This is a genomic window from Actinoplanes sp. NPDC023714 (assembly GCF_040639855.1).
In the GTDB taxonomy this organism is placed as follows: domain Bacteria; phylum Actinomycetota; class Actinomycetes; order Mycobacteriales; family Micromonosporaceae; genus Actinoplanes.
Window position 1 is genome coordinate 364,195 of record NZ_JBFAAR010000007.1, and the last position, 24,499, is coordinate 388,693.

Sequence of the window (24,499 nt, forward strand, 5' to 3'; positions counted from 1 at the left end):
AGTGACCGATAAAAGAGACTGGTAGGGCCGGTCGGGGAGACCCGACCGGCCCTGGTGGTGCATCAGCCCATTACTGCGGCCAAGCCTTCTCGATGTTGTCCACCGTCGTCTTGGTGTCCTGGCCGGTGATCCAGCTGGTCGCCTGCTTCCAGAACGCGTTCGAGCCGACCGCGGCGGGCATCATGTCCGAGCCGTCGAAGCGGAAGGTCGCGTTCGGGTCGAGCAGGATGGTCGCCGACAGCTTGTCGATCGGGTTGGTCAGGTTGTTCGGGTCGAGACCCTTGTTGGCGCTGACCCAGCCGGACGACAGCTTCGCCTTGGTGTTGGCCCACACGTCGCTCGACAGGTACGTCTGGAAGGCCTTGACCTCCGGACGGTCCGCGAACGCCAGGACGAACTCGCCACCACCGAGGACCGGCTTCGAGGAGGCGTCCTGACCCGGCAGGTAGAAGGCGTAGACGTCGCCGTCCTCGGCCACCTTCGTGTCCTTCGAGAAGTTCGCCGCGTAGAAGCTGGCCTGGCGGTGCAGCGAGCAGGTGCCCTCGAGGATCGGGAGACCCGCGTCCTGGAAGGTGGTGCTCGCGATGCTCTTGACGTCGCCGAGACCGCCGTTGACGTACTTCTCGTTCTTCAGGTACCCGCCGACGGCGTCGAACGCGGCGGCGATCTGCGGGTCGTTGAACGGGATCTCGTGCTTGACCCACTTGTCGTAGGTCTCCGGGCCGGCGGTGCGGAGAACGAAGTCCTCCACCCAGTCGGTGAGCGGCCAGCCGGTCGCCTCACCGGAGCTGATGCCGGCACACCACGGCTTCTTGCCGTCCGCGACCATCTTGTCGGTCAGCGTCTGCAGGTCGGCCAGGGTGGTCGGAACCGTGTAGCCGCTGTCCTTGAACTCCGAGGGGGAGTACCAGACCAGGGACTTCACGTTGGCGCCGAGCGGCGCGGCGTAGAACTTGCCGTCGACCGTGCCGTACGCCTTCCAGTCCTCGCCGAACCACTTGTCGACGTTGGCGGCGGTCTCGGCCGGAGCCTCGACGGCCTTGCCGGTGGCGACGAGCTGCTGGAGCAGACCCGGCTGCGGCACGAACGCGAGGTCCGGCGGGTTGCCGGCCTTCGCGCGGACCAGGACCTGGGTCTCGAAGGCCTTGTCGCCCTCGTACTTGATGGTGGCGCCGGTGCACTGCTCGAAGGGCTTGTAGGACTCCTTGTGCGGGGTGTCCTCCGGGGTCACGATGCCCGTGTAGATCGTGACCGTCTTACCCTTGATGTCGCCGAACGCCGTGTAAGGCGCGCAGTCGATCGCTGCCGCCGAACTGTCGGTGGTACCGCTCTCGGAATCGTCGCTGTCGCCGCAGGCGGTCAGGCTGAACGCCAGACCGACGCTGAGGGCACCGGCGAGCGCGACCCGGGATCGCGAACTCCCACGTTGACCGAACATACCGCTCCCTATGTCATATAGCGCCTCCGGCGTCCCACCGTTTGATCCCGGAGTGACGCCGCCGTCCGAAGCGCTTCTTGACCAACAGTCAAGAGGTAACCAGCAAGTTGCGCAATGATTTCGTCGTGATCGAGTCGGTAACGATATCGCTGCGACACCCTGGCACCTTAACCGGTTAAGGAGATTGACGGAAGAGTCTACTTCGAGTCGGTTCCTATATCCGGCCTTACCCTGATTTTTCCACCCGTAAACCGGCGATGAGTCGGTTTTGCTGAGGTCCGTCGGAACGCGCTTAAGCCGCAAATGCGAACCGCCGCGGCGGCCTCTCGGCCACCGCGGCGGTAAGGACGTACGGCGGGTCAGCCGGCGACGGCGAGGTACTTGTAACCGATTCGTCGCATCCGCTCGGCGTCGAGCACGTGCCGGCCGTCCAGCAGGATCGGGGTGCGCATCAGGCCGACGAATTTGGACCAGTCCAGCTCGAGGTACTGCGCCCACTCGGTCACCAGCACGACGGCGTCGCAGTCGGCGAACAGCTCGTCGATGCTCGGCGTCAGGAACGGCGCGAGCTCCGGCTGCTCGGTGCGGAACCGCTCGGTCGCGACCGGGTCGTGCAGCTTCACCCGGGCGCCGCGGGCGATCAGCGAGTTCGCGATGTCCAGCGCCGGCGCGTCGCGCAGGTCGTCGGTGTTCGGCTTGAACGCGAGGCCGAGCAGGCCGATCTTGCGGCCCTTGAGGATGCGCAGCTCGTCCTGGAGGCGCTCCACGGCGATGGCGCGCTGCCGCTGGTTGACGTCGCGGGCCGCCTTCACGATCGGCATCTCGAGGTTGTACTCGGAGGCGGTCGCGATCAGGGCCTTGGTGTCCTTGCCGAAGCAGGAGCCGCCCCAGCCGACGCCGGGCTGCAGGAACCGCGAGCCGATCCGCTGGTCGAGGCCCATGCCCCGGGCCACCTCGGTGATGTCGGCGCCGACCTTCGCGGCCAGCTGCCCGATCTCGTTCGCGTAGCTGATCTTCAGGGCCAGGAACGCGTTGGCCGCGTACTTGATCAGCTCGGCCGAGGCGAGATCGGTGGAGACCAGCGGCACCGCGTTGACGTCCTCGGGCCGCGGCAGGAAGGTCGGCGGCGTGAACGTCTGGTTGATGATCGGCCGGTAGAGGCGGTTGAGGACCTCGAGGCTGCGCGGGTTGTCCGAGCCGATGACGATCCGGTCGGGGTAGAGGGTGTCGGCGATGGCGTTGCCCTCGCGGAGGAACTCGGGGTTGGAGGCGACCGCGAACTCCACGCCGGCGCGGCCCTCGAAGGAGTCGCGCAGGATCGCGTCGACCCAGTTGCCGCTGCCGATCGGCACGGTGGACTTGTTCACCACGACGGTGAAGTCGTGGTCGAGGGCCCGGGCGACGCTCTCCGCGGCGCTGCGCAGGTAGCGGAGGTCGGGGCTGCCGTCGGCGGCCGACGGCGTCTGCACCGCCACGAAGACCACGTCGGCGCCCGGGACGGCGTCGGCGTAGGAGGTGGTGAACGTCAGGTTGGAGGCCGCCTCGGCGAGCAGATCCTCCATGCCGGGCTCGTAGATCGGGCAGCGGCCGGCCGACAGCATGTCCACCTTCGCCTGGTCGAGATCGACACAGGTCACCTCGTGCCCCAGGAAGGCGAGACTCACCCCGGTGGTCAAGCCGACGTAGCCGGTACCGACAACACAAACCTTCATGCGATCTCCTCCGCCGCGACACGGGAACGTGGTTACGCCACGTACCCGGGTTGCGGCCCGCCTCCACGGTGCCCGGCGTCTGGGGTGGCGCCGGGCTGCGCGTTCCGCCGAATGATACACAGCCGAATTCCCGGCGATTTGTCCATCTATGCGCCCCTCATCCCGCCGATTGCCCGACCCGGATCGGCGGAATTCCCCCGCCGCTGAACGATCAATCCACGCGATCACTCTGAGTGATCGCGTGGTTTCGCACCATGTCAACGCGGAGTTTCCGGCTCTTGACACGGCGATGACGGGGACCCACGCTTCTGGGAGCGCTCCCACATAAAAGCCTGTCTATGAAAGGCATCGCATGCGAAGGTCCCCCGGCGGCGCCGTGGTCGCCGCCCTCGCGCTCGTGGCCACCGCCGTGGCGGTCGTGGTGGCCGGCCCGCGGACCGCCAGCGCCGCTCCCGCGGAGCCCTACACCTGGAAGAACGTCCGGATCGACGGTGGCGGATTCGTTCCCGGCGTCGTCTTCAACCCGGGCGAGCAGAACCTCGTCTACGCGCGCACGGACATCGGCGGCGCGTACCGCTGGAACCAGTCCGGGCAGAGCTGGACCCCGCTGCTGGACTGGGTCGGCCAGGACGACTGGGGCTACAACGGCGTGCTCAGCATCGCGCCGGACCCGGTCGACACGAAGCGGGTCTACGCCGCGGCCGGGATGTACACCAACGGCTGGGATCCGAACAACGGCGCGATCCTGCGCTCCTCGGACAAGGGCGCCACCTGGCAGAAGACCGTCCTGCCGTTCAAGGTCGGCGGCAACATGCCGGGCCGGGGCATGGGGGAGCGGCTCGCCGTCGACCCGCGGGACAACCGCAACGTCTACTTCGCGGCCGAGGGCGGCAACGGCCTCTGGCGCAGCACCGACCACGGCGTGACCTGGGCGAAGGTCGCGAACTTCCCGAACGTGGGGAACTACGTGGCCGACCCCTCGGACACCAGCGGCTACCAGAGCCAGAACCAGGGCCTCACCTGGGTGACCTTCGACCCCGCCTCGCCGAGGATCTACGTGGGCGTCGCGGACAAGGAGAACCCGGTCTACCGCTCGCTCGACGGCGGCGCCACCTGGGAGCGGATCCCCGGCCAGCCGACCGGGTACCTCGCGCACAAGGGCGTGGTGCAGGGCAGGTACCTGTTCATCGCGACGAGCGACACCGGCGGCCCGTACGACGGCGGGGCCGGCCAGGTCGCGCGGCTGGACACCGGGACCGGCGTCTGGACCGACATCTCGCCGATGCCCGTGGCGGACCGCTACTTCGGCTACTCCGGGCTCACCGTGGACGCGAAGAAGCCGGGCACCCTGATGGTCGCCACCCAGATCTCCTGGTGGCCGGACGCGATCTTCTTCCGGAGCACCGACTACGGCGCCACCTGGACCCGGGCCTGGGACTGGAACGGCTACCCGAGCCGGACCAAGCGCTACACCATGGACATCTCGGCGAACCCGTGGCTCGACTTCAACAGCACCGCGCAGCCGCCCGAGGAGAGCCCGAAGCTCGGCTGGATGAACGAGTCCCTCGCGATCGACCCGTTCGACTCGAACCGGATGTTCTACGGCACCGGCGCGACCCTCTACGGCACCACGCAGCTGACCAACTGGGACGCCGGCACGTCCTTCACGATCAAGCCGTTCGCCAAGGGGCTCGAGGAGACCGCGGTCCTCGACCTCGCCAGCCCGCCGACCGGGGCGCCGCTGGTCAGCGCGCTCGGCGACATCGGCGGCTTCCACCACGCCGACCTCGACACGGTGCCGGCGAGCTTCCACGACACCCCGGCGCTGGGCAGCAACACCGGCCTCGACTTCGCCGAGCTGAGCCCGTCGTTCTTCGTCCGGGTCGGCAACGCCGAGACGGCGCCGCACATCGGGATCTCCAACGACGGCGGCAAGAGCTGGTACCAGGGTCAGGAGCCGTCGGGCGTGACCGGCGGCGGCTCGGTGGCGGTGGGCGCCGACGCGAACGCGGTGGTCTGGTCGCCGGCCGGCACCGGCGTGCACTACTCGACCACGCGGGGCAGCACCTGGACGGCCTCGACCGGGATTCCGGCGGGCGCGAAGGTCGAATCCGACAGGGTCGACCCCAAGACCTTCTACGGGTACGCCGGAGGCAGGTTCTACACCAGCACCGACGGCGGGGCGACGTTCGCGGCGTCGCCGGCCGCCATGCCGGGCACCGGGCGGGTCAACTTCAAGGCCGTCCCGGGCGTCGCCGGTGAGGTGTGGCTGGCCGGCGAGACCGGGCTGCTGCGCTCGACGGACTCCGGTGCGACCTTCACCGCCGTCCCGACCGTCGCGTCCGGGATCAACGTGGCGTTCGGCAAGGCCGCCCCGGGCGCGACCCGTCCCGCGGTCTTCCTGGTCGGCACGGTCGACGGCGTGGACGGGGTATTCCGCTCGGACAACGATGGGGCGGCATGGGTACGGATCAACGACGACGCCCACCAGTACGGCAACGCGGGCGACGCGCTGGCCGGTGACCCCCGAATCTACGGCCGGGTCTACCTCGGCACCAACGGCCGGGGGATCCTCTACGCGGACCGGCAGGGCGGGCCCAGCAGCCCCACTCCCTCGGCGTCCTCCTCGTCGCCCTCGTCCTCCCCGTCCTCCTCCCCCTCGTCATCCCCCTCGGTCTCGCCGTCCACCTCACCGAGCGCGGGCGCGGGCTGCACCGCCACCTACCGGGTGACCGGGCAGTGGACCGGCGGCTTCCAGGGCGAGGTGACCGTCAAGAACACCGGCCCGGCCGCCACGGCCGGCTGGACCGTCAAGTGGACCTACACCGGCGGCCAGACCGTCACCCAGGGCTGGGGCGGCACCGCCACCCAGTCCGGGACCGCGGTCTCCGTCGTGAACGCCGGCTACAACGGCGTCCTCGCGTCCGGGGCTTCCACGACCTTCGGATTCCTCGGCGGCACCACCGGCACCACCAACCCCATCCCTTCCCCGATCACCTGCTCCACCACCCCGTAGCCCGTCCCTGACGGCGGCGCCCGGTCCCGCGGGACCGGGCGCCGCCCGGGGCAGCGGAAAGGATCCCCGTGATCAGACCCCCAGGAGAGAGTCTGCGCCGCAGACTCGCCGTCACCGGCGCCGCCGTTCTCGGCGCCGGCGCGGTTCTCGCAGCCGGCGCACCGGCCTATGCCGCGGCCGGCTGCACCGTCGTCTACAAGGTGCAGAGCCAGTGGCCCGGCGGCTTCACCGGCGACATCCAGATCAAGAACACCGGCGACCCGCTGACCAGCTGGAAGCTCGAGTTCGACTTCCCCGAGGCCGGGCAGAAGGCCGGGCAGGGCTGGAGCGGCGTCTACAGCCAGACCGGGCAGCACGTCACCGTGAGCAACGCCGCCTGGAACGGCGGCCTCGCCACGAACGCCACCGTGGGCACCGGCTTCAACGGCACGTTCACCTCGGCGAACCCGGTCCCCACCGCGTTCACGCTGAACGGCACGGCCTGCAACCGGACCGCGAACGTGCCGACCGTGTCGATCAGCAGCCCGGCCGCGAACACCCGGTACACCGCGCCGGCCTCGATCCCGATCGCGGCGACCGCCACCGCGGCGAGCGGGCAGACCATCAGCCGGGTCGAGTTCTACCACGACGGCCTGCTGCTGGGCTCGGACACCACGGCGCCCTACGCGTACACCTGGGACGGGGTGCCCGCGCAGTCGGCGGCCTACCACCTCCAGGCCGTCGCTTACGACAACGCCGGGGTCAAGAGCAGCACCGCCGACGTGCCGGTCTTCGTCGACGCGGCGACCACCCCGTCGATCGTCGCGGACGCCACCTCGCTGGCGATCTCCCCCGGCGCGAGCGGCTCGTTCAAGCTGGCGCTGAGCAAGGCGCCGGCCGCCAACGTCACCGTGGCGGTGGCCCGCAGCGCCGGCACCACGGCGGTCACCGCGACGCCGGCCTCGCTCACCTTCACGCCGTCGAACTGGAACACCGGCCAGGCCGTCACGGTCGCGGCGGCGAGCTCGGCGACGGCCGGCTCGACGGCCACCATCGCGGCCACGGCGAGCGGCTACACCGCGGCGCAGCTCAGCGTCTCGGTGGTCGAGGAGGGCGCCGTCGACGCCCGGTTCACCCAGCTCTACAACGACCTGAAGAACCCGGCCAACGGGTACTTCAGCCCGGAGGGCGTGCCGTACCACTCGATCGAGACGCTGATCAACGAGGCGCCCGACCACGGCCACGAGACGACCAGCGAGGCGTTCAGCTACTGGCTCTGGCTGGAGGCCGAGCACGGGCAGGCCAGCGGTGACTGGGCGCCGTTCAACAACGCCTGGGCGACGATGGAGAAGTACATCATCCCGTCGCACGCCGACCAGCCGACGAACGCCAACTACAACGCGCAGAAGCCGGCCACCTACGCGGCCGAGTACCCGTCGCCGTCGCAGTACCCGTCCCAGCTGGACCAGGGCGTCTCGGTCGGCACCGACCCGCTCGCGGCCGAGCTGAAGGCGGCGTACGGCACCGACGACATCTACGGCATGCACTGGCTGCTCGACGTCGACAACACCTACGGCTTCGGCCACTGCGGCGACGAGACCAGCCGGGTCGTCTACATCAACACCTTCCAGCGCGGCCCGCAGGAGTCGGTGTTCGAGACCGTGCCGCAGCCGTCCTGCGACACGTTCGCGCACGGCGGCACGAACGGCTTCCTCGACCTGTTCACCAAGGACTCGTCGTACGCGAAGCAGTGGAAGTACACCAACGCGCCGGACGCCGACGCGCGTGCCGTGCAGGCGGCGTACTGGGCGTACACCTGGGCCACCCAGCAGGGCAAGGCGTCGCAGATCTCGGACGCCGTGGCGAAGGCCGCCAAGATGGGTGACTACCTGCGGTACTCGTTCTACGACAAGTACTTCAAGCAGCCCGGCTGCGCGTCCACCAGCTGCCCGGCGGGCACCGGCAAGAACAGCTCCAGCAACCTGATGTCCTGGTACTACGCCTGGGGCGGCGCGTACGACACCAGCGCCGGCTGGGCGTGGCGGATCGGCTCCAGCACCAGCCACTTCGGCTACCAGAACCCGATGGCGGCGTACATCCTGTCCAACGTCAGCGCGTTCACGCCGAAGTCGCCGACCGCGAAGGCGGACTGGCAGGCCAGCCTGGACCGGCAGCTCGAGTTCTACCAGTGGCTGCAGTCCTCCGAGGGCGCCATCGCCGGTGGCGCGACGAACAGCTGGAACGGCAACTACTCGGCGCGGCCGGCCGGCACGCCGACGTTCTACGGTCTCGCGTACGTCGAGGCCCCGGTCTACGCAGACCCGCCGTCGAACCGCTGGTTCGGCATGCAGACCTGGTCCCTGGAGCGGCTGGCCGAGTACTACTACGTGACCGGCAACGCCAAGGCCAAGGCCGTGCTCGACAAGTGGGTGCCGTGGGCGCTCGCGAACTCCACGATCGGGGCGACCAGCTTCTCGATCCCGTCGGAGATGGAGTGGTCCGGCGCGCCGAACACCTGGAACGCGTCGAACCCGCAGGCGAACACCAACCTGCACGTCACGGTCACCGGCCACGGCCAGGACCTGGGCGTGGCGGGCTCGTTCGCCAAGCTGCTCGCCTACTACGCCGCCAAGTCCGGCAACGCGCAGGCCAAGACCGCCGCGAAGGGCCTGCTGGACGCGATCTGGGCGTACAAGGACGCGAAGGGCGTCTCGGTCACCGAGACCCGGGCCGACTACAACCGGATGGACGACGCCTACAACGCCTCCACCGGGCAGGGCATCTACATCCCGCAGGGCTGGACCGGCACGATGCCGAACGGCGACGTGATCAAGCCGGGCGTCTCGTTCCTCGACATCCGGTCCTTCTACCGCAGCGACCCGGACTTCCCGAAGGTCCAGGCCTACCTGAACGGCGGCGCGGCGCCGACGTTCAACTACCACCGATTCTGGGCCCAGGTCGACGTGGCCACCGGCTACGCCGACTACGCCCGGCTGTTCCCGGAGGGCTGACGAATGCGATATCTGAGAATGCTGGCGGTGGTGTTCTTCGCCGCGGCGGCCGGGATCCTGGCCGTGCAGAGCAGTGCGCAGGCACACGGGGCCATCCAGGTCCCGGGCAGCCGGACCTGGTTCTGTTACCAGGACGGCCGCAACCCGCAGACCGGCGCGATCGAGCCGAAGAACGCGGCCTGTGCCGCGGCGGTGGCGCAGAGCGGGGTGACCTCGCTCTACAACTGGTTCGCCGTGCTCCGCTCGGACGGCGCCGGCCGGGTGAACGGATTCCTCCCGGACGGCCAGCTGTGCAGCGGCGGGACCGGTGGACCGTACAACTTCACCGGCTTCAACCTGGCCCGCACGGATTGGCCGGTCACCCACCTGACGGCCGGCCGGAACGTCCAGTTCAAGTACAACAACTGGGCCAAGCACCCGGGCACGTTCTCGCTCTACATCACCAAGAACGGGTACGACCCGACCAAGCCGCTCGCCTGGGGTGACCTCGAGCCGACCCCGTTCGACCAGGTCACCAACCCGCCCGCGAACGGCGGGCCGGGCACCGACGACGGTCACTACTACTGGAACGGCACCCTGCCCTCGGGCAAGACCGGCCGGCACCTGATCTACTCGGTGTGGTCGCGCTCGGACAGCCAGGAGACCTTCTACGGCTGCTCGGACGTGGTCTTCGACGGCGGCAACGGCGAGGTCACCGGCATCGGCGGGGGCGGGACGTCCTCGCCGTCGCCGAGCAACCCGGCGTCGCCGTCGCCCAGCAACCCGGGCTCGCCGTCACCGAGCAACCCGGGCTCCCCGTCACCGAGCAACCCGTCGAACCCCGGCGGCTGCACCGCGATGTACTCCGTGACGTCGTCCTGGTCGGGCGGCTTCCAGGGTGAGGTCATGGTGCACGCCGGCACGACGCCGGTGAACGGCTGGAAGGTCTCCTGGACCTTCCCGGGCGGCCAGACCCTGGCTCAGGCGTGGAGCGGCAAGGCCACGTCGAGCGGGTCGCTGACGACCGTGACGAACGAGACCTGGAACGCCGCGGTCCCGGCGAACGGTCACACCACCTTCGGATTCCTGGCCTCGGGCTCGACCGCGGCCACAGTGCAGAACCTCACCTGCACGACGGGCTGACAGGGGGTCACCCGGCGGTGTGGCTATCGTCGCACCGCCGGGTGGCGGTCCCGCAATCGACGACTTGACGGGGCCCGGGGGAGTTATTTAGCTTACCGGGATAAAGCGGAAAAACTTTCTCGTCAGCCCCGGCCTGGTTCGGGCGGCCCGGGCCACCAGCCGCCGTGCCCTGCTGCTCGGCGGCGCCGGCGCGGTGGTGCTCGCGGCCACCCCCGGCACGGCGGGCCAGCGGCATCCGACCGTCCGGGTCCCGGCCCGCGCCGCCACCTGGTCGGCGCCGGTCACCGCGCAGAGCGAGAAGCAGCGCTACAGCCTCGAGGACCAGACGGTACGACAGGTCGTCCACACCAGCGTCGGCGGCGACCAGCCCCAGGTCCGCTTCAGCAACGAGTTCGGCAGCACGCCGGTACGGGTCGGCGCGGCGAGCCTCGGCCTGCGCGACGGCACCGGGACGAGCTGCGCGATCGTCCCCGGCACCGGCCAGCGGCTCACCTTCGCGGGCCGCGCCGAGGCGGTCATCCCGGCCGGCGGCACCCTGCTCAGCGACGCCGCCCCGCTGATCGTCCCGCCCGGAGCGGACCTGGTGATCAGCCTCTACCTGCCGGAGCGGACCGAGATCGGCACGATCACCCCGCGGTCCTTCCAGACCAACACGGTGGTCCCCGGCGACGTCACGGCCGAGGTGAACCCGGTCGGCAAGCCGTTCGGCACGTACCTGTTCCTGACCGGCGTGAGCGTCCGCGCCCGCCGCACCACCACGGCGATCGTCGCGTTCGGCGACTCGATCACCCGCGGCGTGAGCACCGTCGAGAACGCCAACCACCGCTGGCCGGACCTGCTGGCCGGCCGGCTGCGCGCCGGCGGCGCCGACCGTGCCGTGCTGAACGCCGGGATCAGCGGGAACCGCCTGCTCGCCGGGCCGTTCGGCCGCACCGGGCGGGCCGGCGCCAACGCCTGGTCCGGCGAGGCCGGCCTGCGCCGCTTCGACCGGGACGTGCTGGCCCACCCCGCGGTCAGCCACGTGATCGTCCTGCTCGGGGTGAACGACTTCGGGCACGCCACCTCGGCCACCGCGGCCGACCTGATCGCCGGGCACCGGAAGCTGATCGCGAAGGGCAGGGAGGCGGGTCTCACCATGATCGGCGGGACGCTGCTGCCGTTCGGCGGGTACCGGCCGGCCTTCGACACCCCGGACAAGCGCGCGAAGCGGGAGGCGTTCAACGCCTGGGTGCGCGGATCGGGGGAGTACGACGCCGTCGCCGACTTCGACGCGGCCGTGCGCGACCCGGCCGCGCGGCACCGGATGCTCGCCGCCTACGACAGCGGCGACCACCTGCACCCGAACGACGCCGGCATGGAGGCGCTGGCGAACGCGGTCGACCTGGATCTATTCGAATAGCGCGGGGTCACCGGCGCCCACCCGCAGGATCTCCGGAACCCCGTCGGACAGGTCCACCACCGTGGTCGGCTCGGTGCCGCACTCACCCGAGTCGACGACCGCGTCGACGCTGTGGTCGAGCGCCTCCTTGATCTCCCAGCCCTGCGTCATCGGCTCCGGCTCGCCGGGCAGCAGCAGCGTGCTGGAGACCAGCGGCTCGCCGAGCTCGGCGAGGATGGCCTGGGCGGTGACGTGGCCGGTGATCCGTACCCCGACGGTCTTCTTCCTGGGGTGGAGAAGACGCCGTGGCACCTCCTTGGTGGCGGGCAGGATGAACGTGAAGGGGCCCGGCGTGGACGCCTTCACGGCCCGGAACAGCGCGTTGTTGATCTGCACGAACTGGCCGAGCTGGGCGAAGTCGTGGCACATCAGGGTGAAGTGGTGCCGGTCGTCCAGATGCCGGATCGCGCGGATCCGGTCCAGGCCGTCCTTGTTGCCCATCCGGCAGCCGAGCGCGAAGCACGAGTCGGTCGGATAGGCGATCAGCCCGTCCGCGCGGATCAGGTCGGCGATCTGGTGGATGCTGCGCGGCTGCGGGTTGTCCGGGTGCACGTCGAAGTACTTGGCCACTTGATTCATTTTAGGGCCACTCGGTTCAGCTTAGAGTCCGATCATGAGTAGCGTGCACCGCCCAGCCGTACGCATCGTGTGTTTCGACGCCGACGGCCGCATCCTGCTGCTGCGCTGGGAGGATCCGACCGACGGCCATCGCCTGTGGGAACCGCCCGGCGGCGGCATCGACCCGGGGGAGACGCCCCTCGAGGCGGCCCGCCGCGAGCTGGCCGAGGAGACCGGCCTGGACGGCGCCGCGATCCGCCCGGCCAGCCTCGACGTGCACCGGGAGTTCACCTGGAAGGGCCGGCTCTTCGCCGGCCCGGAGCAGTTCTTCGCGGCCTTCTTCGGCACGGCGCGGCCGCCGGTGGTCCGGGACGGGCTGATGGACTACGAGCAGATGGATCTGCTGGAGCACCGCTGGGTGGCGCCCGCCGACCTGCCGGGCCTGCCCGACCAGGTGGAGCCGCCCGGCCTGGCCGCGGTGATCGACCGGCTACGCGACCGGGCGGACCCAGGCGGCGGCGCCGGCCGGTAGCAGCCCGTCCCTGGTCAGCGGATCGCTGCTGATCAGCACCTCGCCGTCCGGCAGCGGCACCGGGCCGGCGCCCATCGCGACGACCAGCGTGAACGCGCGGTGCCGGGCGATCAGCCGGTCGTCGCCGTCGACCGACCACTCCACCGGATCGGCCGGGTCCGGGCGCAGATCGCGGCGCAGGGCGATCGCGGCCCGGGTCAGCGGCAGCGACGGCGAGTCCAGGTACCGCTCCCAGCCGTCCGGCGCCGGCAGCCAGGGCGGCGCGGCGAAGCCCTCCGGCCAGGGCAGCGGCACCCGGCAGCCGTCCCGGGACATGCCCGAGCGGCGCCACGCCGGGTCCTGCCGGTCCGCCTCGGGCACGTCGACCTCCGGCAGGCCGTACTCCTGGCCCTGGTAGAGGTAGGCGGCGCCGGGCAGGCCGAGGATCGTGAGCAGGGCGGCCCGGGCGCGGGCCGGGGTGCCGTACCGGGTCGGGGCCCGGACCACGTCGTGGTTCTCGGCCACCCAGGTGACCGGCGGGTGCTCCAGCAGCGCGGTGCCGGCGGCGAGCCAGGCCCGGGCGTCCCAGGGCGCCACCACGAAGCCGAACGCGAACGCCTGGTGCAGCCGGTCCGGCCCGGTGTACCGCGCCGCCCGGGCCGGCTCGAGGTTGACCTCGCCGATCAGCACGCGCGGCGGGTCGTACCCGTCGGCGATCTCCCGCCAGCGCCGGTAGACCTCCGGCGTCTCCGGCTGGTCGCAGGCGAGCGGGTTGGACCGCAGCCGGCCCGGCGACGGCGTGACGTCCGGCGGCAGCGGCGGCAGGCCGGGGGCCTTGAACAGCCCGTACGCCACGTCCACCCGCATGCCGTCGACCCCGAGGCCGAACCAGAACCGCAGCACGTCGTCGAAGAACGGCGCGGTCCGCGGGTCCCGCCAGTTCCAGTCCGGCTGCTCCGGGGCGTAGAGGTGCAGGTACCAGGTGCCGTCCCCGGCCGGCTCCCAGGCGGGGCCGCCGAACACGCTGGGCCAGTCGTTCGGGGTGCTGGTGAAGTGGAACCGCTGCCGGGCCGACTCGTCGCCGGCCAGCGCCGCCCGGAAGATCGGGTGCTCGGACGAGCAGTGGTTCGGCACGATGTCGATGATCACGCGGAGGCCGAGCTCGTGCGCCCGGCCGAGGAGCGCGCGGAAGTCGTCGAGCGAGCCGAAGAGGGGATCGACGTCCGTGTAGTCGCTCACGTCGTACCCATGATCTTTCTGCGGTGAGACCTGGAAGGGCGTGATCCAGATCGCGTCGGCACCCAGCCCGGCGATATGACCGAGGTGGGCCGTCAGGCCCGCGAGGTCGCCGACCCCGTCCCCGTTGCCATCCGCGAATGATCTTGGGTAGACCTGGTACACGACGCCGCTCTGCCACCAGTCGCCGGTCATACCATCAGCGTGGCGGGACGGGGCGATCGAGAGCAAGCTGAGGCGAGACAGCACGAGCGAAGGAGCCCGTTGTGGAGACCGAACTGTTCATCGGCGGCAAGTGGGTGCCGGCCGGCTCGGGAAGCCGTTTCGACGTGCTCGACCCGGCGACGGGCGACACGATCGCCTCGGTCGCGGACGGCGGCGAGGCGGACGCGATCGCCGCGGTGGACGCGGCCGCAGCGGCGGGTCCGGCTTGGGCGAAGACCCCGCCGAGGGTACGAGGGGAAGCCCTGCGCAAGGCGTTCGAGCTGATGACCGAGCGCGCCACGGAGCTCGCGAAGCTGATCAGCCTGGAGAACGGCAAGGCGCTCGTCGACGCGAAGGGCGAGGTGACGTACGCGGCCGAGTTCTTCCGCTGGTTCGCCGAGGAGGCCGTCCGCGGCGAGGGCACGATCGCGACCGCCCCGTCCGGCGCGAACCGGCTGCTCGTGGTGCGCCAGCCGGTCGGCGTGTGCGTGCTCGTCACGCCGTGGAACTTCCCGGCCGCGATGGCCACCCGCAAGATCGGCCCGGCGCTCGCGGCCGGCTGCACCGTCGTCCTCAAGCCGGCCAGCGACACCCCGCTCACGGCGCTCGCGATGGCCGCGATCCTGGCCGAGGCCGGCGTGCCCGAGGGCGTCGTCAACGTGCTGCCGTCGCGCAGCTCCGGCAAGGTCGTCGCGACGATGCTGAAGGACCCGCGGGTCCGCAAGCTGTCCTTCACCGGCTCCACCGAGGTCGGCCGGATCCTGCTCGCCCAGGCCGCCGAGGGCGTCGTGAACACCTCGATGGAGCTGGGCGGCAACGCGCCGTTCCTGGTCTTCGCGGACGCCGACCTGGACGCCGCGGTCGAGGGCGCGATGATCGCGAAGATGCGCAACGGCGGCGAGGCGTGCACCGCGGCGAACCGGTTCTTCGTCGAGGCCCCGGTGGCCGAGGAGTTCTCCCGGAAGCTCGCCGAGCGGATGTCCGGCCTCGTGGTCGGCCCCGGCACCGACGAGAAGACGCAGGTCGGCCCGCTGGTCAACGAGGACACCGTGGCGAAGGTGGACGGGCTCGTCAAGTCCGCGCTGGACGCCGGCGCCTCGGCGGTCACCGGCGGCAGCCGGCCGGACGGCCCGGGCTTCTACTACCCGCCGACGGTGCTGACCGGCGTCGGCCCGGACGCGGCGATCCTCCGCGAGGAGATCTTCGGCCCGGTCGCGCCGATCGTGACCTTCACCGGCGAGGAGGAGGCGATCCGGCTCGCCAACGACACCGAGTACGGCCTGGTGGCGTACCTCTACACCGGCGACCTGGCCCGCGGCCTGCGGGTGAGCGAGGCGATCGAGGCCGGCATGGTCGGCCTGAACCGGGGCCTGGTCAGCGACCCCGCGGCGCCGTTCGGCGGGGTGAAGCAGAGCGGCATCGGCCGGGAGGGCGGCCACGAGGGGCTGCTCGAATACCTGGAGTCCAAGTACATCGCCGTCACCTGGTAGGGCTTGTCGAGTAGCGGAAGGGCGGCGGCGGGCTTACGTTCTTCGTTATCGATGCGTAACGGGGAGGACATCATGCTTGCCCGACGAGCCGCCGCCGCCCTTCTCCTGCTCTTCGCCATGGGCGCCTGCGGCGACGACGACTCCGGCGACGACGGCACGCTGACCGTCTGGAGCCTGGAGAACCTCACCGACCGGGTCCAGGCCACGCAGCGGATCGCCGACGAGTTCACCAAGTCGTCCGGCATCCCGGTGAAGATCGTGGCGACCGACGAGAACCAGTTCAGCAGCCTGATCACCTCGGCCGCGGCGGCCGGGACGCTGCCCGACGTGGTCGGCGCGCTGCCGCTCGCCGCGGTGGCGCAGATGGCGAGCCAGCAGCTGCTCGACACCGCCGCCGCGAAGGGCGTGGTCGACCAGCTCGGCGCCGACTCGTTCTCGGCCCCGGCGCTCGCGCTGACCGGCCAGGACGGCGACCAGTGGGCGGTGCCCTCGGACGGCTGGGCGCAGCTGCTGTTCTACCGCAAGGACCTGTTCGAGAAGGCCGGGCTGGCGGCGCCGTCGTCGTACGACGCCATCCGCGCGGCCGCCCAGAAGCTGAACTCGAAGGACGTGGCCGGCATCGCCCTCGCCACCGTCGGGAACGACGCCTTCACCCAGCAGACGTTCGAGAACCTCGCGCTCGGCAACGACTGCCAGCTCGTCGACGACGCGAAGAACGTGCTGCTCGACTCGCCGCAGTGCGTCGAGACGTTCCAGCTCTACGACGACCTGGTGCGGCAGTGGTCGGTGCCGGGCGCGCAGGACGTCGACACGACCCGGGCCACCTACTTCGCCGGGAAGGCGGCCATGGTGGTCTGGTCCTCGTTCCTCCTCGACGAGCTGGCCGGCCTGCGCAACGACGCCCTGCCGACCTGCGCCGAGTGCGAGAGCGACCCCGCCTGGCTCGCGAAGAACACCGGCGTGGTCACCGCGGTGTCCGGCCCGCGGGGCAAGCCCGCCCAGTTCGGCGAGATCACCAGCTGGGCGATCACGGCGGGCGGCGCGCAGACCGACGCGGCCAAGCGGTTCGTCGCCTACATGCTGAACGAGGGCTACGGCGACTGGCTCGGCATCGCGCCCGAGGGCAAGATCCCGGTGCGGTCCTCGGAGACGGCCTGGCAGTCGCTGCCGGCCGGCGTCGACACCAGGAAGCCGCTCGCCGAGATCTACCCGGCCGACTTCCTGGACGCGCTCGAGTCCAGCCCGGACACCTTCCAGCGGTGGGGCTTCCCGCAGAAGCAGGGCGCCCTGGTCGGCGCCACCCTCGGCGAGCTGCCGGTGCCCAAGGCGATCAACGGCATGACGACCGGGGAGCTCGATCCGCCGGCCGCGGCGCAGCGGGCCGCCGAGGACGTGAAGACGATCCAGAAGTCCCTCGAGTGAGGACCCTGCGGCAACAGGAGAACCGCGCCGGGCTCGCCTACCTCTCACCCACGCTGATCGTCGTCCTGGTCGTCGTGGTGCTGCCGATCCTCTGGACGGTCATGCTGGCCTTCCAGCGGATCCGGCTGATCAACCTGCGGCGCGCGGGCGTCTTCGGCGAGTACACCCTGGCCAACCTCGAGACCGTGCTGACCTCGCCCGGTTTCTGGTCGTCGCTGTGGACCACTGTGGTCTACACGATCGGCTCGACGTTCGGATCCATCGCCATCGGCCTGGTCGCGGCGCTGGCTCTGCGGGGCCGCTTCCGCGGCCGGACCCTGGTCCGGGCGTCGGTCCTTCTTCCGTACGTGGCCCCGGTCGTCGCCATGACGTTCGTCTGGACCGTCCTGCTCAGCCCGCAGTTCGGTCTCGTGAACGACTGGGGCGCCCGGTTCCTCGGGTGGGATCGCCCGATCGCGTTCCTGAGCCAGCGGGAGTACGCCCTCGACCTGCTCGGCTGGCACGTCGAAATCCCGCTGGCCCTGCTCACCGTGATCGCGTTCGAGTCGTGGCGGTACTTCCCGTTCGCGTTCCTCTTCCTGCTCGCCCGGCTGCAGGCCGTGCCGCAGGACCTCGAGGAGGCGGCCCGGGTCGACGGCGCGGCGCCCACCCAGGTCTTCCGGCACATCCTGCTGCCGCAGCTCTCCGCCGTGATCGCGCTGCTCTGCGTGCTGCGCTTCATCATGACGTTCAACAAGTTCGACGACGTCTACCTGCTGACCGGCGGCCAGGCCGGCACCGAGGTGGTGAGCGTGCGGGTCTACGAGTTCCTCACCGCCCGCTTCGACGTCGGCGCGGCCGCGGCGCAGGCCCTCGTCCTCGCGGCCGGCCTGGTCGTGCTCCTGGTGATCTATCTGCGGTTCTTCGCCCCGAAGGTGGAGGAATGAGCTTCTTCTCCGGCCGCGGCACCGCCTCCGGCCGCGGCACCTCTTTCGACCGCGCCACCGTCGAGGCGCGGGTCCTCGCGGTTCTGCGCCCGATCGTGATCATCGTGCTGCTGGTGACGACGCTCTTCCCGTTCCTCTACATGCTGCTGCTCTCGATCCGCCCGATCGAGCAGCTCCTCCAGGACCCGGGACAGCTCTGGATCGCGCCCTCGGAGTGGACCACCAGCACCTACCGTGAGGTGCTCGCCTCGGCCGAGGACGGCGGCCAGGGCTTCCTCAAGTTCCTCGCGAACTCCGCGATCGTCTCGATCGCCGCCATGGGGCTCACCCTGCTCGTCTCGATCCCCGGCGCGTACGCCGTGAGCCGCCTGCGGTTCACCGGCCGCCGGCAGATCCACTTCCTGTTCCTGTCGGTCTACCTGTTCCCGTCGATCCTGCTGGCGATCCCGCTCTTCGTGCTCTTCACCCGGCTCGGGCTGCGCGGCTCGCTGGGCGGCCTCACGCTGGTCTACATCGCGCAGACCGTGCCGGTCTCGATCTACATGCTGCGCAACTACCTCGGCACGATCCCGCAGAGCCTCGAGGAGGCCGCGGCCGTCGACGGGTACAGCAGGCTGCAGACGCTGCGCAAGGTGGTCCTCCCTCTCGCCGCCCCGGCCGTCATGGCGAACGCCCTGTACGTCTTCATGATCGCGTGGAACGAATTCCTCTTCGCGCTGCTGTTCCTGGTGGAGGACCGCGCCGACTGGACGGTCTCGCTCGGCCTGGCGCAGCTCTCCGGTGGCATCGAGGTCAGCAAGACCGTCCTGATGGCCGGTTCCGTTGTGCTGACGGTGCCCATTGTGATCCTATTCTTCGCGGCCGAGCGTCTGCTCACCGAAGGGCTGACGGCCGGCGCCGAGAAAGCGTGACGACCGGTACGGGGCGGTCATCAAGCGGTTACGCCGAGTGATTGTTTGGCAGTAACCGCAGAGAAATGAATAATCTTGTTGCTCTGGCCCCCACCCGACGCTGTCCCGGTTCCGCGCTGGCCGATACTAGGCGGGCCGTTCAGCGCCCCACCGCAGCTCGGGACCCCCTGAGAGGACATAGATCGCCATGCGCAAGTCTCTGCTCGCCCTGGTCGCCGCAGGCCTGTTGACCTCGGTCACACTCACCGCTTGTGACGACGGCACCGATCCCGGTGACTCCGGCGACAGTGGCTCGGCGACCACGAGCAGTGGCGGCCAGTCCTCCGGCAACGGCGGCGTCGGCGTGATCCTGCCCGACACCAAGAGCTCGCAGCGCTGGGGCTCGGACGACCCGAAGTACCTGAAGGCCGCGTTCGAGGCGGCGAAGGTGCCGTTCACCATCGAGAACGCCGAGGGCGACAAGGAGCAGTTCAAGCGCCTCGGCGAGAAGATGCTGGACGAGGGCGCCAAGGTCCTCATCATCGCGAACCTGGACGCCGCGAGCGGCAAGGCCGTGATCGACAACGCCAAGTCCCGGGGCGTCCCGGTCATCGACTACGACCGGCTCACCCTCAACGGCGGCGCCGACTACTACGTCAGCTTCGACAACGAGAAGGTCGGCGAGCTGCAGGCCCAGGGCCTGGTCAGCTGCCTCAAGGCGAAGAAGAAGAACAACCCGATCGTCGCCTCGCTGAACGGGTCGCTGACCGACAACAACGCGACGCTGTTCAAGAACGGTTACGACCGGATCCTCCAGCCGTACTTCGACCAGGCCGAGTTCACCAAGGGCCCGGACCAGTACGTGCCGGACTGGGACAACGACGAGGGCCGCGAGATCTTCGCCCAGATGATCAAGCAGTACCCGAACATCGACGGCGTGCTCGCCGCCAACGACGGCCTCGGCAACGCGGCCATCGAGGTGCTGCGCGAGAAGAACATGGCCGGCGCCGTCCCGGTGACCGGCCAGGACGCCACCACCCAGGGCCTGCAGAACATCCTCGCCGGCGACCAGTGCATGACCGTGTACAAGGACGTGAAGAAGGAGGCGGACGCCGCCGCCAAGCTCGCGATCAACCTGTACAAGAACGTCAAGACGCCGGTCGACGACAAGCTGAAGGACCCGGAGTCGGGCGCCTACGTGCCGTTCGTGAAGCTGCCCCCGCAGGCGATCACCAAGGCGAACATCAAGGAGGTCGTGCAGAGCGGCTTCGTCACGGTGAAGGACCTCTGCACCGCGAAGTTCAAGACCGCCTGCAACAAGGCCGGCATCAGCTAGCCCCGGCACCACCCGCCCGCCCCTCCCGACCCGCCCGGGCAGGGGCGGCGGGGCTCAGTCCGTGAGCCTGATGCGGACGCGGCGGTTCTGGCGGCCCTTGCTCTCCACCTTCACGACCTCGACGCGGCCCACCTGCTTCGTGGACGCCACGTGGGTGCCGCCGTCGGCCTGGACGTCCAGGCCCACGATGTCGATGACCCGGATCTCCGGGCTCTCCAGCGGCGGCAGCGCGTCCTGGGTGCGTACCAGCGTCGGGATCGCGAGCGCCTCCTCGCGTGGCAGCACCCTCGCCACGATCTTCCGGTCCGCGGCGATCTCCGCGTTCACGGCGTCTTCGAGGGCCTGTTTCCAGGGCTTGCCCGATTTGGCTTGCGGCACCTCGGGCAGGTTGAAGTCCATCCGCGCCTCGCCGGGCTGCATGTTGCCGCCGGTCACCAGTGCGCCGAAGTCGCGGAACACCGTCCCGCAGAGGATGTGCAGCCCGGAGTGGGTGCGCATGAGGCTGCTGCGCCGCGCGTCGTCGATCGCCCCGCGCACCGTGGTGCCGGCCGCCGGCACCGGGTCGCCCGGCGCCGGCAGCAGATAGAGCTCGTCCGGAGAGCGGCGGGCGTCCACGATCCGGGTCTGGACGCCCTCCCAGAGCAGCACCCCGTGGTCCGGCGGCTGCCCGCCGCCGCCCGGGTAGAACGCCGAGCGGTCCAGGACGATCCCCGCCTCGGGATCGCCCGGATCCGACCACACCACCGTGCAGTCCCACTCGCGTACCGTCGGATCGGCCCAGTCCAGACGTTCGGTCATGAACCGAACTCTAGGCCAGCAACTCCCTCACCCGCGGGATCACCTGCGTGCCGTAGAGCTCGACGCACGTCATGAGGCGGTCGTGCGGCAGCGTGCCGTGCGCGTACTTGAGGTCGAACCGCTGGATGCCCAGCGCCTGGACCGTCGAGGCGATCTTCCGGGCCACCGTCTCCGGTGAGCCGACGTGCCAGGCGCCCTCGGTGATGTCGGCGACGAAGCGGTCCTTGCTGGTCCGGGGCCAGCCGCGCTCGCGGCCGAGCCGGTCCAGCATCCGCCGGGCGTGCGGCCAGAGGACCTCGATCGCCTCCTCGTCGGTCTCCGCGACGAAGCCCGGGCAGTGCACCGAGACCGGCTGCTCCGGTTGGTCCAGCTCCTTGAGGGCGCGGTGGTAGAGGTCGACGTAGGGCGCGAACCGGGCCGGCTCGCCACCGATGATCGCGAGGACCAGCGGGAGGCCGTACTGGGCGGCGCGGACCACCGACTCGGGGCTGCCGCCGACGCCGATCGACGCGTGGATGCGGCCGGACTCGGTCTTCGGGTAGACCTGTTGATCCTTGAGAGGCGGCCGGACCGAGCCCTGCCAGGTCACCGGCTCCTCGGTGAGCAGGTGCGACATCAGGTCGAGCTTCTCCGAGAAGAGCTGCTCGTAGTCGGTGAGGTCGAAGCCGAACAGCGGGAACGACTCGGTGAACGAGCCGCGACCGAGGATGATCTCGGAGCGGCCGCCGGAGACGGCGTCGAGCGTCGCGAACCGTTCGAACACCCGTACCGGATCGTCGGAACTCAGAACCGTGACCGCCGTGCCGAGCTTGACCCGCTCGGTCTTCGCGGCGATGGCCGCGAGCACGATCTCCGGCGAGGAGATCGCGTAGTCGTCGCGGTGGTGCTCACCGACGCCGAACGCGTCGACGCCGACCCGGTCGGCCAGCACCGCCTGCTCGACGACGTTGCGGATGACCTGTGCGTAGGGGAGGGGTTTACCGTCCTCGCCGACGGTGACGTCGCCGAAGGTGTCAAGACCGAATTCCACGCCCCGAGCCTAGCGGCGGCCCTTGAGGCGGCGGCCCATCTCCCTCGCGATCTCCTTCTCGGCGTCGCGTTTCGCCATGACCTGCCGTTTATCGTACGATTTGAGGCCGCGCGCCAGACCGAGCTCGACCTTGGCCCAGCCGTCCTTGAAGTAGAGCGACAGCGGCACCAGGGTGAGACCGGACCCCTCGTTCAGCTTGTTGAGGATCTTGATGATCTCGTCCTTGTGCAGCAGCAGCTTGCGGGTGCGGCGCGGCGAGTGGTTGGTCCAGCTGCCGAAGCCGTACTCCGCGATGTGCAGCCCGTAGAGCATGAGCTCGCCGTTGTGCTCCTGGGCGAACGTGTCCACGAGTGACACGCGGCCCAGGCGCAGCGACTTGACCTCGGTGCCGGCCAGCACGAGACCCGCCTCGTACGTCTTGAGGATCGCGTAGTCGTGACGCGCCTTCTTGTTCGAGGTGATCAGCTTGGTCCCGGTCTCCTTGGCCACCCGGAGATTTTAGAGCCACCCGGAGATTTCACGGTTCCTCAGGACACCCCGGGCACGGCGGGCGGGTCGACCGGGATGGGGCGGCGCATCGAGTACGTGACGCTGGACAGCCGGTGCGGCTCGCCCATCACGTGGATCACCGACCGGTCGTAGGCCTGCCAGCCGGCCGCCCCGGCCCGGTTCAGATGCCGGATGTCGTCGAAGCGCTCGTCCGTCCCCCAGCGCAGCACGCCGCCGGGATGGTGGAACGTCGCCGTCCAGTCCATGAAGCGGTCGGATCCCAGCGAGCCCGCCGCGCGGTACTCGAGCCGCGCGTATTCCCAATTGTCCACCGGATGATTATGCCGTCCGGTTCGGACACCTACACCCCGTCGGAGATCACCGTTTCACCGTTCAGGTGCTCGTAACCCGCCGCCACGAGCTCCCGCAGCACGTCCTGGTCGACGTCGGCGAGGCGCTTGAGGAGAAGACACGACTTCCCGGTGCGGTGCGGCCCGAGGCGGGCGAGCAGGTCCGCGTACGAGGCGAAGCCCGCCGACAGGTAGAGCGTGAGGGCCTGCTTGCGGGGCGACAGCCCGACCGCCGGCCAGTCGCCCTCCCGGCCGGTCGCATAGCGGTAGTGGTAGACCCCGAACCCGACGATCGACGATCCCCACATGACCGGCTCGGCCCCGGTCACCTCCTGGATCAGCGCGGCCGCCGCCTGCGTGTCGGCGCGGCGCACCGGATCGGGGACGGCGGCCAGGAACGCCGCCACGCTCTGCCCGGTCCGCGAGGTCTTCGGCTCCGCCATTCGTACACCATAGGCCGTTGTCACAGTCTGAACGCGTTCTTCACGTGCCGCTTTCCCCTCACGCAGAGTCCTCCGGAGAGGGACTCTCAGTGAAGGGAGAGGCGGATGAAGGCTGTCCGGGTTCACTCCTACGGGAAGCGGCCGAGCGTCGACGAGGTGCCGGAACCCCGGGTGACCGGGCCGTTCGACGTGCTCGTGCAGGTGGGGGCGGCCGGTCTGTGCCGTACGGATCTGCACATCGCCGAGGGGCAGTGGGCGGAGAAGTCGGGGGTGCGGCTGCCGTACACGATCGGTCACGAGAACGCGGGCTGGGTGCGCGAGACGGGCGCCGCCGTCACCGATGTGGCCGCCGGGGACGCGGTGATCCTGCATCCGCTGGCGACCTGCGGGCTGTGCCGGCCGTGCCGGCGCGGCGACGACGTGCACTGCGAGAACTCGCGGTTCCCCGGCATCGACTGCGACGGCGGGATGGCCGACCTGCTGCTCACCAACGCCCGCGCCGTGGTGAAGCTGGCGCCCGGCCTGGAGCCGGCCGCGGTGGCCGCGCTCGCCGACGCCGGGCTCACCGCCTACCACGCGGTCCGCAAGGCCGTGCCGCTGCTGCACCCCGGCACCACCTGCGTCGTGATCGGCGCCGGCGGTCTCGGGCACATCGGCATCCAGTGCCTGCTCGCCATGACCGCGGCCCGGGTGATCGTCGTCGACCCGAGCGAGCGGGCCCGCGCGCTGGCCCGGGAGCTGGGCGCGCACGAGGTGACCGACTCCTTCCCGGGCCAGGCCCACGTCGTGCTCGACTTCGTCGGCGAGCAGGGCTCCGAGCGGGCCGGGCTGGCGATGACGCGGCGGGCCGGCAGCTACTACGTGATCGGGTACGGCGGCGCGGTGAACATCCCGACCATCGACCTGATCTCCACCGAGCGCAACATCGTCGGCAACCTGGTCGGCTCCTACACCGACCTCGACGAGCTGATGACGCTCACCGCGCAGGGCCGGGTCACCCTGCACACGAGGTCCTACCCGCTCGCCGCGGTCAACGAGGCGATCGACGACCTCGAGACCGGACGGCTGGCGGGCAGGGCGATCCTCGTACCGTGAGAAAG

20 protein-coding genes are annotated in these 24,499 nt (G+C 70.2%); 11 read left to right on the top strand and 9 right to left on the bottom strand.

Annotated features, from left to right (window positions below; all coding sequences use genetic code 11):
• Positions 1-70: 70 nt before the first annotated feature.
• Both AB0G10_RS29675 and AB0G10_RS29680 read right to left on the bottom strand, forming a co-directional pair.
• Positions 71-1,438, bottom strand: a complete 1,368-nt coding sequence (locus tag AB0G10_RS29675) for an ABC transporter substrate-binding protein (RefSeq protein ID WP_360928842.1) — start codon at positions 1,436-1,438, stop codon at positions 71-73.
• A gap of 359 nt (positions 1,439-1,797) precedes the next feature.
• Positions 1,798-3,150, bottom strand: a complete 1,353-nt coding sequence (locus tag AB0G10_RS29680) for a UDP-glucose/GDP-mannose dehydrogenase family protein (protein WP_360928845.1) — start codon at positions 3,148-3,150, stop codon at positions 1,798-1,800.
• 352 nt (positions 3,151-3,502) lie between these two features.
• On the opposite strand from AB0G10_RS29680, the gene AB0G10_RS29685 reads away from it, so the two are divergent.
• From AB0G10_RS29685 to AB0G10_RS29700, 4 genes are all read left to right on the top strand, one after another.
• Positions 3,503-6,166: a cellulose binding domain-containing protein gene (locus AB0G10_RS29685; protein ID WP_360928848.1), complete on the top strand. Its 2,664-nt coding sequence runs from the start codon at positions 3,503-3,505 to the stop codon at positions 6,164-6,166.
• Positions 6,167-6,234: 68 nt separating this feature from the next.
• Positions 6,235-9,156 carry a glycoside hydrolase family 48 protein gene (locus AB0G10_RS29690; RefSeq protein ID WP_360928851.1) on the top strand — a complete coding sequence of 974 codons (2,922 nt, stop codon included), beginning with the start codon at positions 6,235-6,237 and terminating at the stop codon, positions 9,154-9,156.
• A gap of 18 nt (positions 9,157-9,174) precedes the next feature.
• Positions 9,175-10,278 carry a lytic polysaccharide monooxygenase gene (locus tag AB0G10_RS29695; protein ID WP_360929014.1) on the top strand — a complete coding sequence of 368 codons (1,104 nt, stop codon included), beginning with the start codon at positions 9,175-9,177 and terminating at the stop codon, positions 10,276-10,278.
• 193 nt (positions 10,279-10,471) lie between these two features.
• Complete coding sequence (locus AB0G10_RS29700; RefSeq protein ID WP_360928854.1) at positions 10,472-11,677, top strand: SGNH/GDSL hydrolase family protein; 1,206 nt, start codon at positions 10,472-10,474, stop codon at positions 11,675-11,677.
• Here the strand turns inward: AB0G10_RS29700 and AB0G10_RS29705 are convergent.
• Complete coding sequence (locus tag AB0G10_RS29705) at positions 11,666-12,286, bottom strand: L-threonylcarbamoyladenylate synthase (protein ID WP_360928857.1); 621 nt, start codon at positions 12,284-12,286, stop codon at positions 11,666-11,668. The genes AB0G10_RS29700 and AB0G10_RS29705 overlap by 12 nt on opposite strands.
• Before the next feature lie 43 nt (positions 12,287-12,329).
• Here AB0G10_RS29705 and AB0G10_RS29710 point away from each other — a divergent pair, with 43 nt between their 5' ends.
• Positions 12,330-12,806, top strand: a complete 477-nt coding sequence (locus tag AB0G10_RS29710) for an NUDIX domain-containing protein (RefSeq protein ID WP_360928860.1) — start codon at positions 12,330-12,332, stop codon at positions 12,804-12,806.
• Here the strand turns inward: AB0G10_RS29710 and AB0G10_RS29715 are convergent.
• Positions 12,765-14,216 (bottom strand): alpha-amylase family glycosyl hydrolase, encoded by a 1,452-nt coding sequence (locus tag AB0G10_RS29715; RefSeq protein ID WP_360928863.1) that lies wholly within the window; start codon positions 14,214-14,216, stop codon positions 12,765-12,767. The genes AB0G10_RS29710 and AB0G10_RS29715 overlap by 42 nt on opposite strands.
• Positions 14,217-14,287: 71 nt before the next feature.
• Between AB0G10_RS29715 and AB0G10_RS29720 the strand changes: the two genes are divergently transcribed.
• The 5 genes from AB0G10_RS29720 to AB0G10_RS29740 all read left to right on the top strand — a co-directional run bounded on the left by AB0G10_RS29720 (position 14,288) and on the right by AB0G10_RS29740 (position 20,289).
• Positions 14,288-15,715 carry an NAD-dependent succinate-semialdehyde dehydrogenase gene (locus AB0G10_RS29720; protein ID WP_360928866.1) on the top strand — a complete coding sequence of 476 codons (1,428 nt, stop codon included), beginning with the start codon at positions 14,288-14,290 and terminating at the stop codon, positions 15,713-15,715.
• A 72-nt stretch (positions 15,716-15,787) separates the two neighbouring features.
• Complete coding sequence (locus tag AB0G10_RS29725) at positions 15,788-17,137, top strand: extracellular solute-binding protein (RefSeq protein ID WP_360928869.1); 1,350 nt, start codon at positions 15,788-15,790, stop codon at positions 17,135-17,137.
• On the top strand, positions 17,134-18,063 hold the full coding sequence (locus tag AB0G10_RS29730; RefSeq protein WP_360928872.1) for a sugar ABC transporter permease: 930 nt from the start codon (positions 17,134-17,136) through the stop codon (positions 18,061-18,063). The genes AB0G10_RS29725 and AB0G10_RS29730 overlap by 4 nt, the downstream gene beginning before the upstream one ends.
• The gene (locus AB0G10_RS29735; protein ID WP_360928875.1) at positions 18,060-18,974 is read left to right on the top strand and encodes a carbohydrate ABC transporter permease; all 915 of its coding nucleotides are present in this window, start codon (positions 18,060-18,062) and stop codon (positions 18,972-18,974) included. The genes AB0G10_RS29730 and AB0G10_RS29735 overlap by 4 nt, the downstream gene beginning before the upstream one ends.
• Before the next feature lie 187 nt (positions 18,975-19,161).
• Entirely contained in the window at positions 19,162-20,289 is a 1,128-nt protein-coding gene (locus tag AB0G10_RS29740) for a substrate-binding domain-containing protein (RefSeq protein ID WP_360928878.1), read from the top strand.
• Between the two features lie 54 nt (positions 20,290-20,343).
• Here AB0G10_RS29740 and AB0G10_RS29745 read toward each other — a convergent pair whose 3' ends face one another.
• The 5 genes from AB0G10_RS29745 to AB0G10_RS29765 are packed head-to-tail and all read right to left on the bottom strand — an operon-like array spanning position 20,344 to position 23,399.
• Positions 20,344-21,087 carry an alanyl-tRNA editing protein gene (locus tag AB0G10_RS29745; RefSeq protein WP_360928881.1) on the bottom strand — a complete coding sequence of 248 codons (744 nt, stop codon included), beginning with the start codon at positions 21,085-21,087 and terminating at the stop codon, positions 20,344-20,346.
• A gap of 10 nt (positions 21,088-21,097) precedes the next feature.
• On the bottom strand, positions 21,098-22,117 hold the full coding sequence (locus AB0G10_RS29750) for an LLM class flavin-dependent oxidoreductase (protein WP_360928884.1): 1,020 nt from the start codon (positions 22,115-22,117) through the stop codon (positions 21,098-21,100).
• 9 nt (positions 22,118-22,126) lie between these two features.
• Complete coding sequence (gene smpB, locus AB0G10_RS29755; RefSeq protein WP_360928887.1) at positions 22,127-22,606, bottom strand: SsrA-binding protein SmpB; 480 nt, start codon at positions 22,604-22,606, stop codon at positions 22,127-22,129.
• Positions 22,607-22,644: 38 nt separating this feature from the next.
• Positions 22,645-22,938 (bottom strand): hypothetical protein, encoded by a 294-nt coding sequence (locus tag AB0G10_RS29760; protein ID WP_127553147.1) that lies wholly within the window; start codon positions 22,936-22,938, stop codon positions 22,645-22,647.
• A gap of 29 nt (positions 22,939-22,967) precedes the next feature.
• Positions 22,968-23,399: a DUF1801 domain-containing protein gene (locus AB0G10_RS29765; RefSeq protein ID WP_360928890.1), complete on the bottom strand. Its 432-nt coding sequence runs from the start codon at positions 23,397-23,399 to the stop codon at positions 22,968-22,970.
• Between the two features lie 105 nt (positions 23,400-23,504).
• Between AB0G10_RS29765 and AB0G10_RS29770 the strand changes: the two genes are divergently transcribed.
• Positions 23,505-24,494 carry an NAD(P)-dependent alcohol dehydrogenase gene (locus AB0G10_RS29770; protein WP_360928893.1) on the top strand — a complete coding sequence of 330 codons (990 nt, stop codon included), beginning with the start codon at positions 23,505-23,507 and terminating at the stop codon, positions 24,492-24,494.
• Positions 24,495-24,499: the final 5 nt, after the last annotated feature.

What these genes read in the sequence shown, in the direction of transcription:
- AB0G10_RS29740 (WP_360928878.1), top strand. Translation starts at nt 19,162, where the DNA reads ATGCGCAAGTCTCTGCTCGCCCTGGTCGCCGCAGGCCTGTTGACCTCG.
- AB0G10_RS29685 (WP_360928848.1), top strand. Translation starts at nt 3,503, where the DNA reads ATGCGAAGGTCCCCCGGCGGCGCCGTGGTCGCCGCCCTCGCGCTCGTG.
- AB0G10_RS29695 (WP_360929014.1), top strand. Translation starts at nt 9,175, where the DNA reads ATGCTGGCGGTGGTGTTCTTCGCCGCGGCGGCCGGGATCCTGGCCGTG.
- AB0G10_RS29735 (WP_360928875.1), top strand. Translation starts at nt 18,060, where the DNA reads ATGAGCTTCTTCTCCGGCCGCGGCACCGCCTCCGGCCGCGGCACCTCT.
- AB0G10_RS29710 (WP_360928860.1), top strand. Translation starts at nt 12,330, where the DNA reads ATGAGTAGCGTGCACCGCCCAGCCGTACGCATCGTGTGTTTCGACGCC.
- AB0G10_RS29715 (WP_360928863.1), bottom strand. Translation starts at nt 14,216, where the DNA reads ATGACCGGCGACTGGTGGCAGAGCGGCGTCGTGTACCAGGTCTACCCA.
- AB0G10_RS29745 (WP_360928881.1), bottom strand. Translation starts at nt 21,087, where the DNA reads ATGACCGAACGTCTGGACTGGGCCGATCCGACGGTACGCGAGTGGGAC.
- AB0G10_RS29765 (WP_360928890.1), bottom strand. Translation starts at nt 23,399, where the DNA reads ATGGCGGAGCCGAAGACCTCGCGGACCGGGCAGAGCGTGGCGGCGTTC.
- AB0G10_RS29680 (WP_360928845.1), bottom strand. Translation starts at nt 3,150, where the DNA reads ATGAAGGTTTGTGTTGTCGGTACCGGCTACGTCGGCTTGACCACCGGG.
- AB0G10_RS29770 (WP_360928893.1), top strand. Translation starts at nt 23,505, where the DNA reads ATGAAGGCTGTCCGGGTTCACTCCTACGGGAAGCGGCCGAGCGTCGAC.
- AB0G10_RS29725 (WP_360928869.1), top strand. Translation starts at nt 15,788, where the DNA reads ATGCTTGCCCGACGAGCCGCCGCCGCCCTTCTCCTGCTCTTCGCCATG.
- AB0G10_RS29675 (WP_360928842.1), bottom strand. Translation starts at nt 1,438, where the DNA reads ATGTTCGGTCAACGTGGGAGTTCGCGATCCCGGGTCGCGCTCGCCGGT.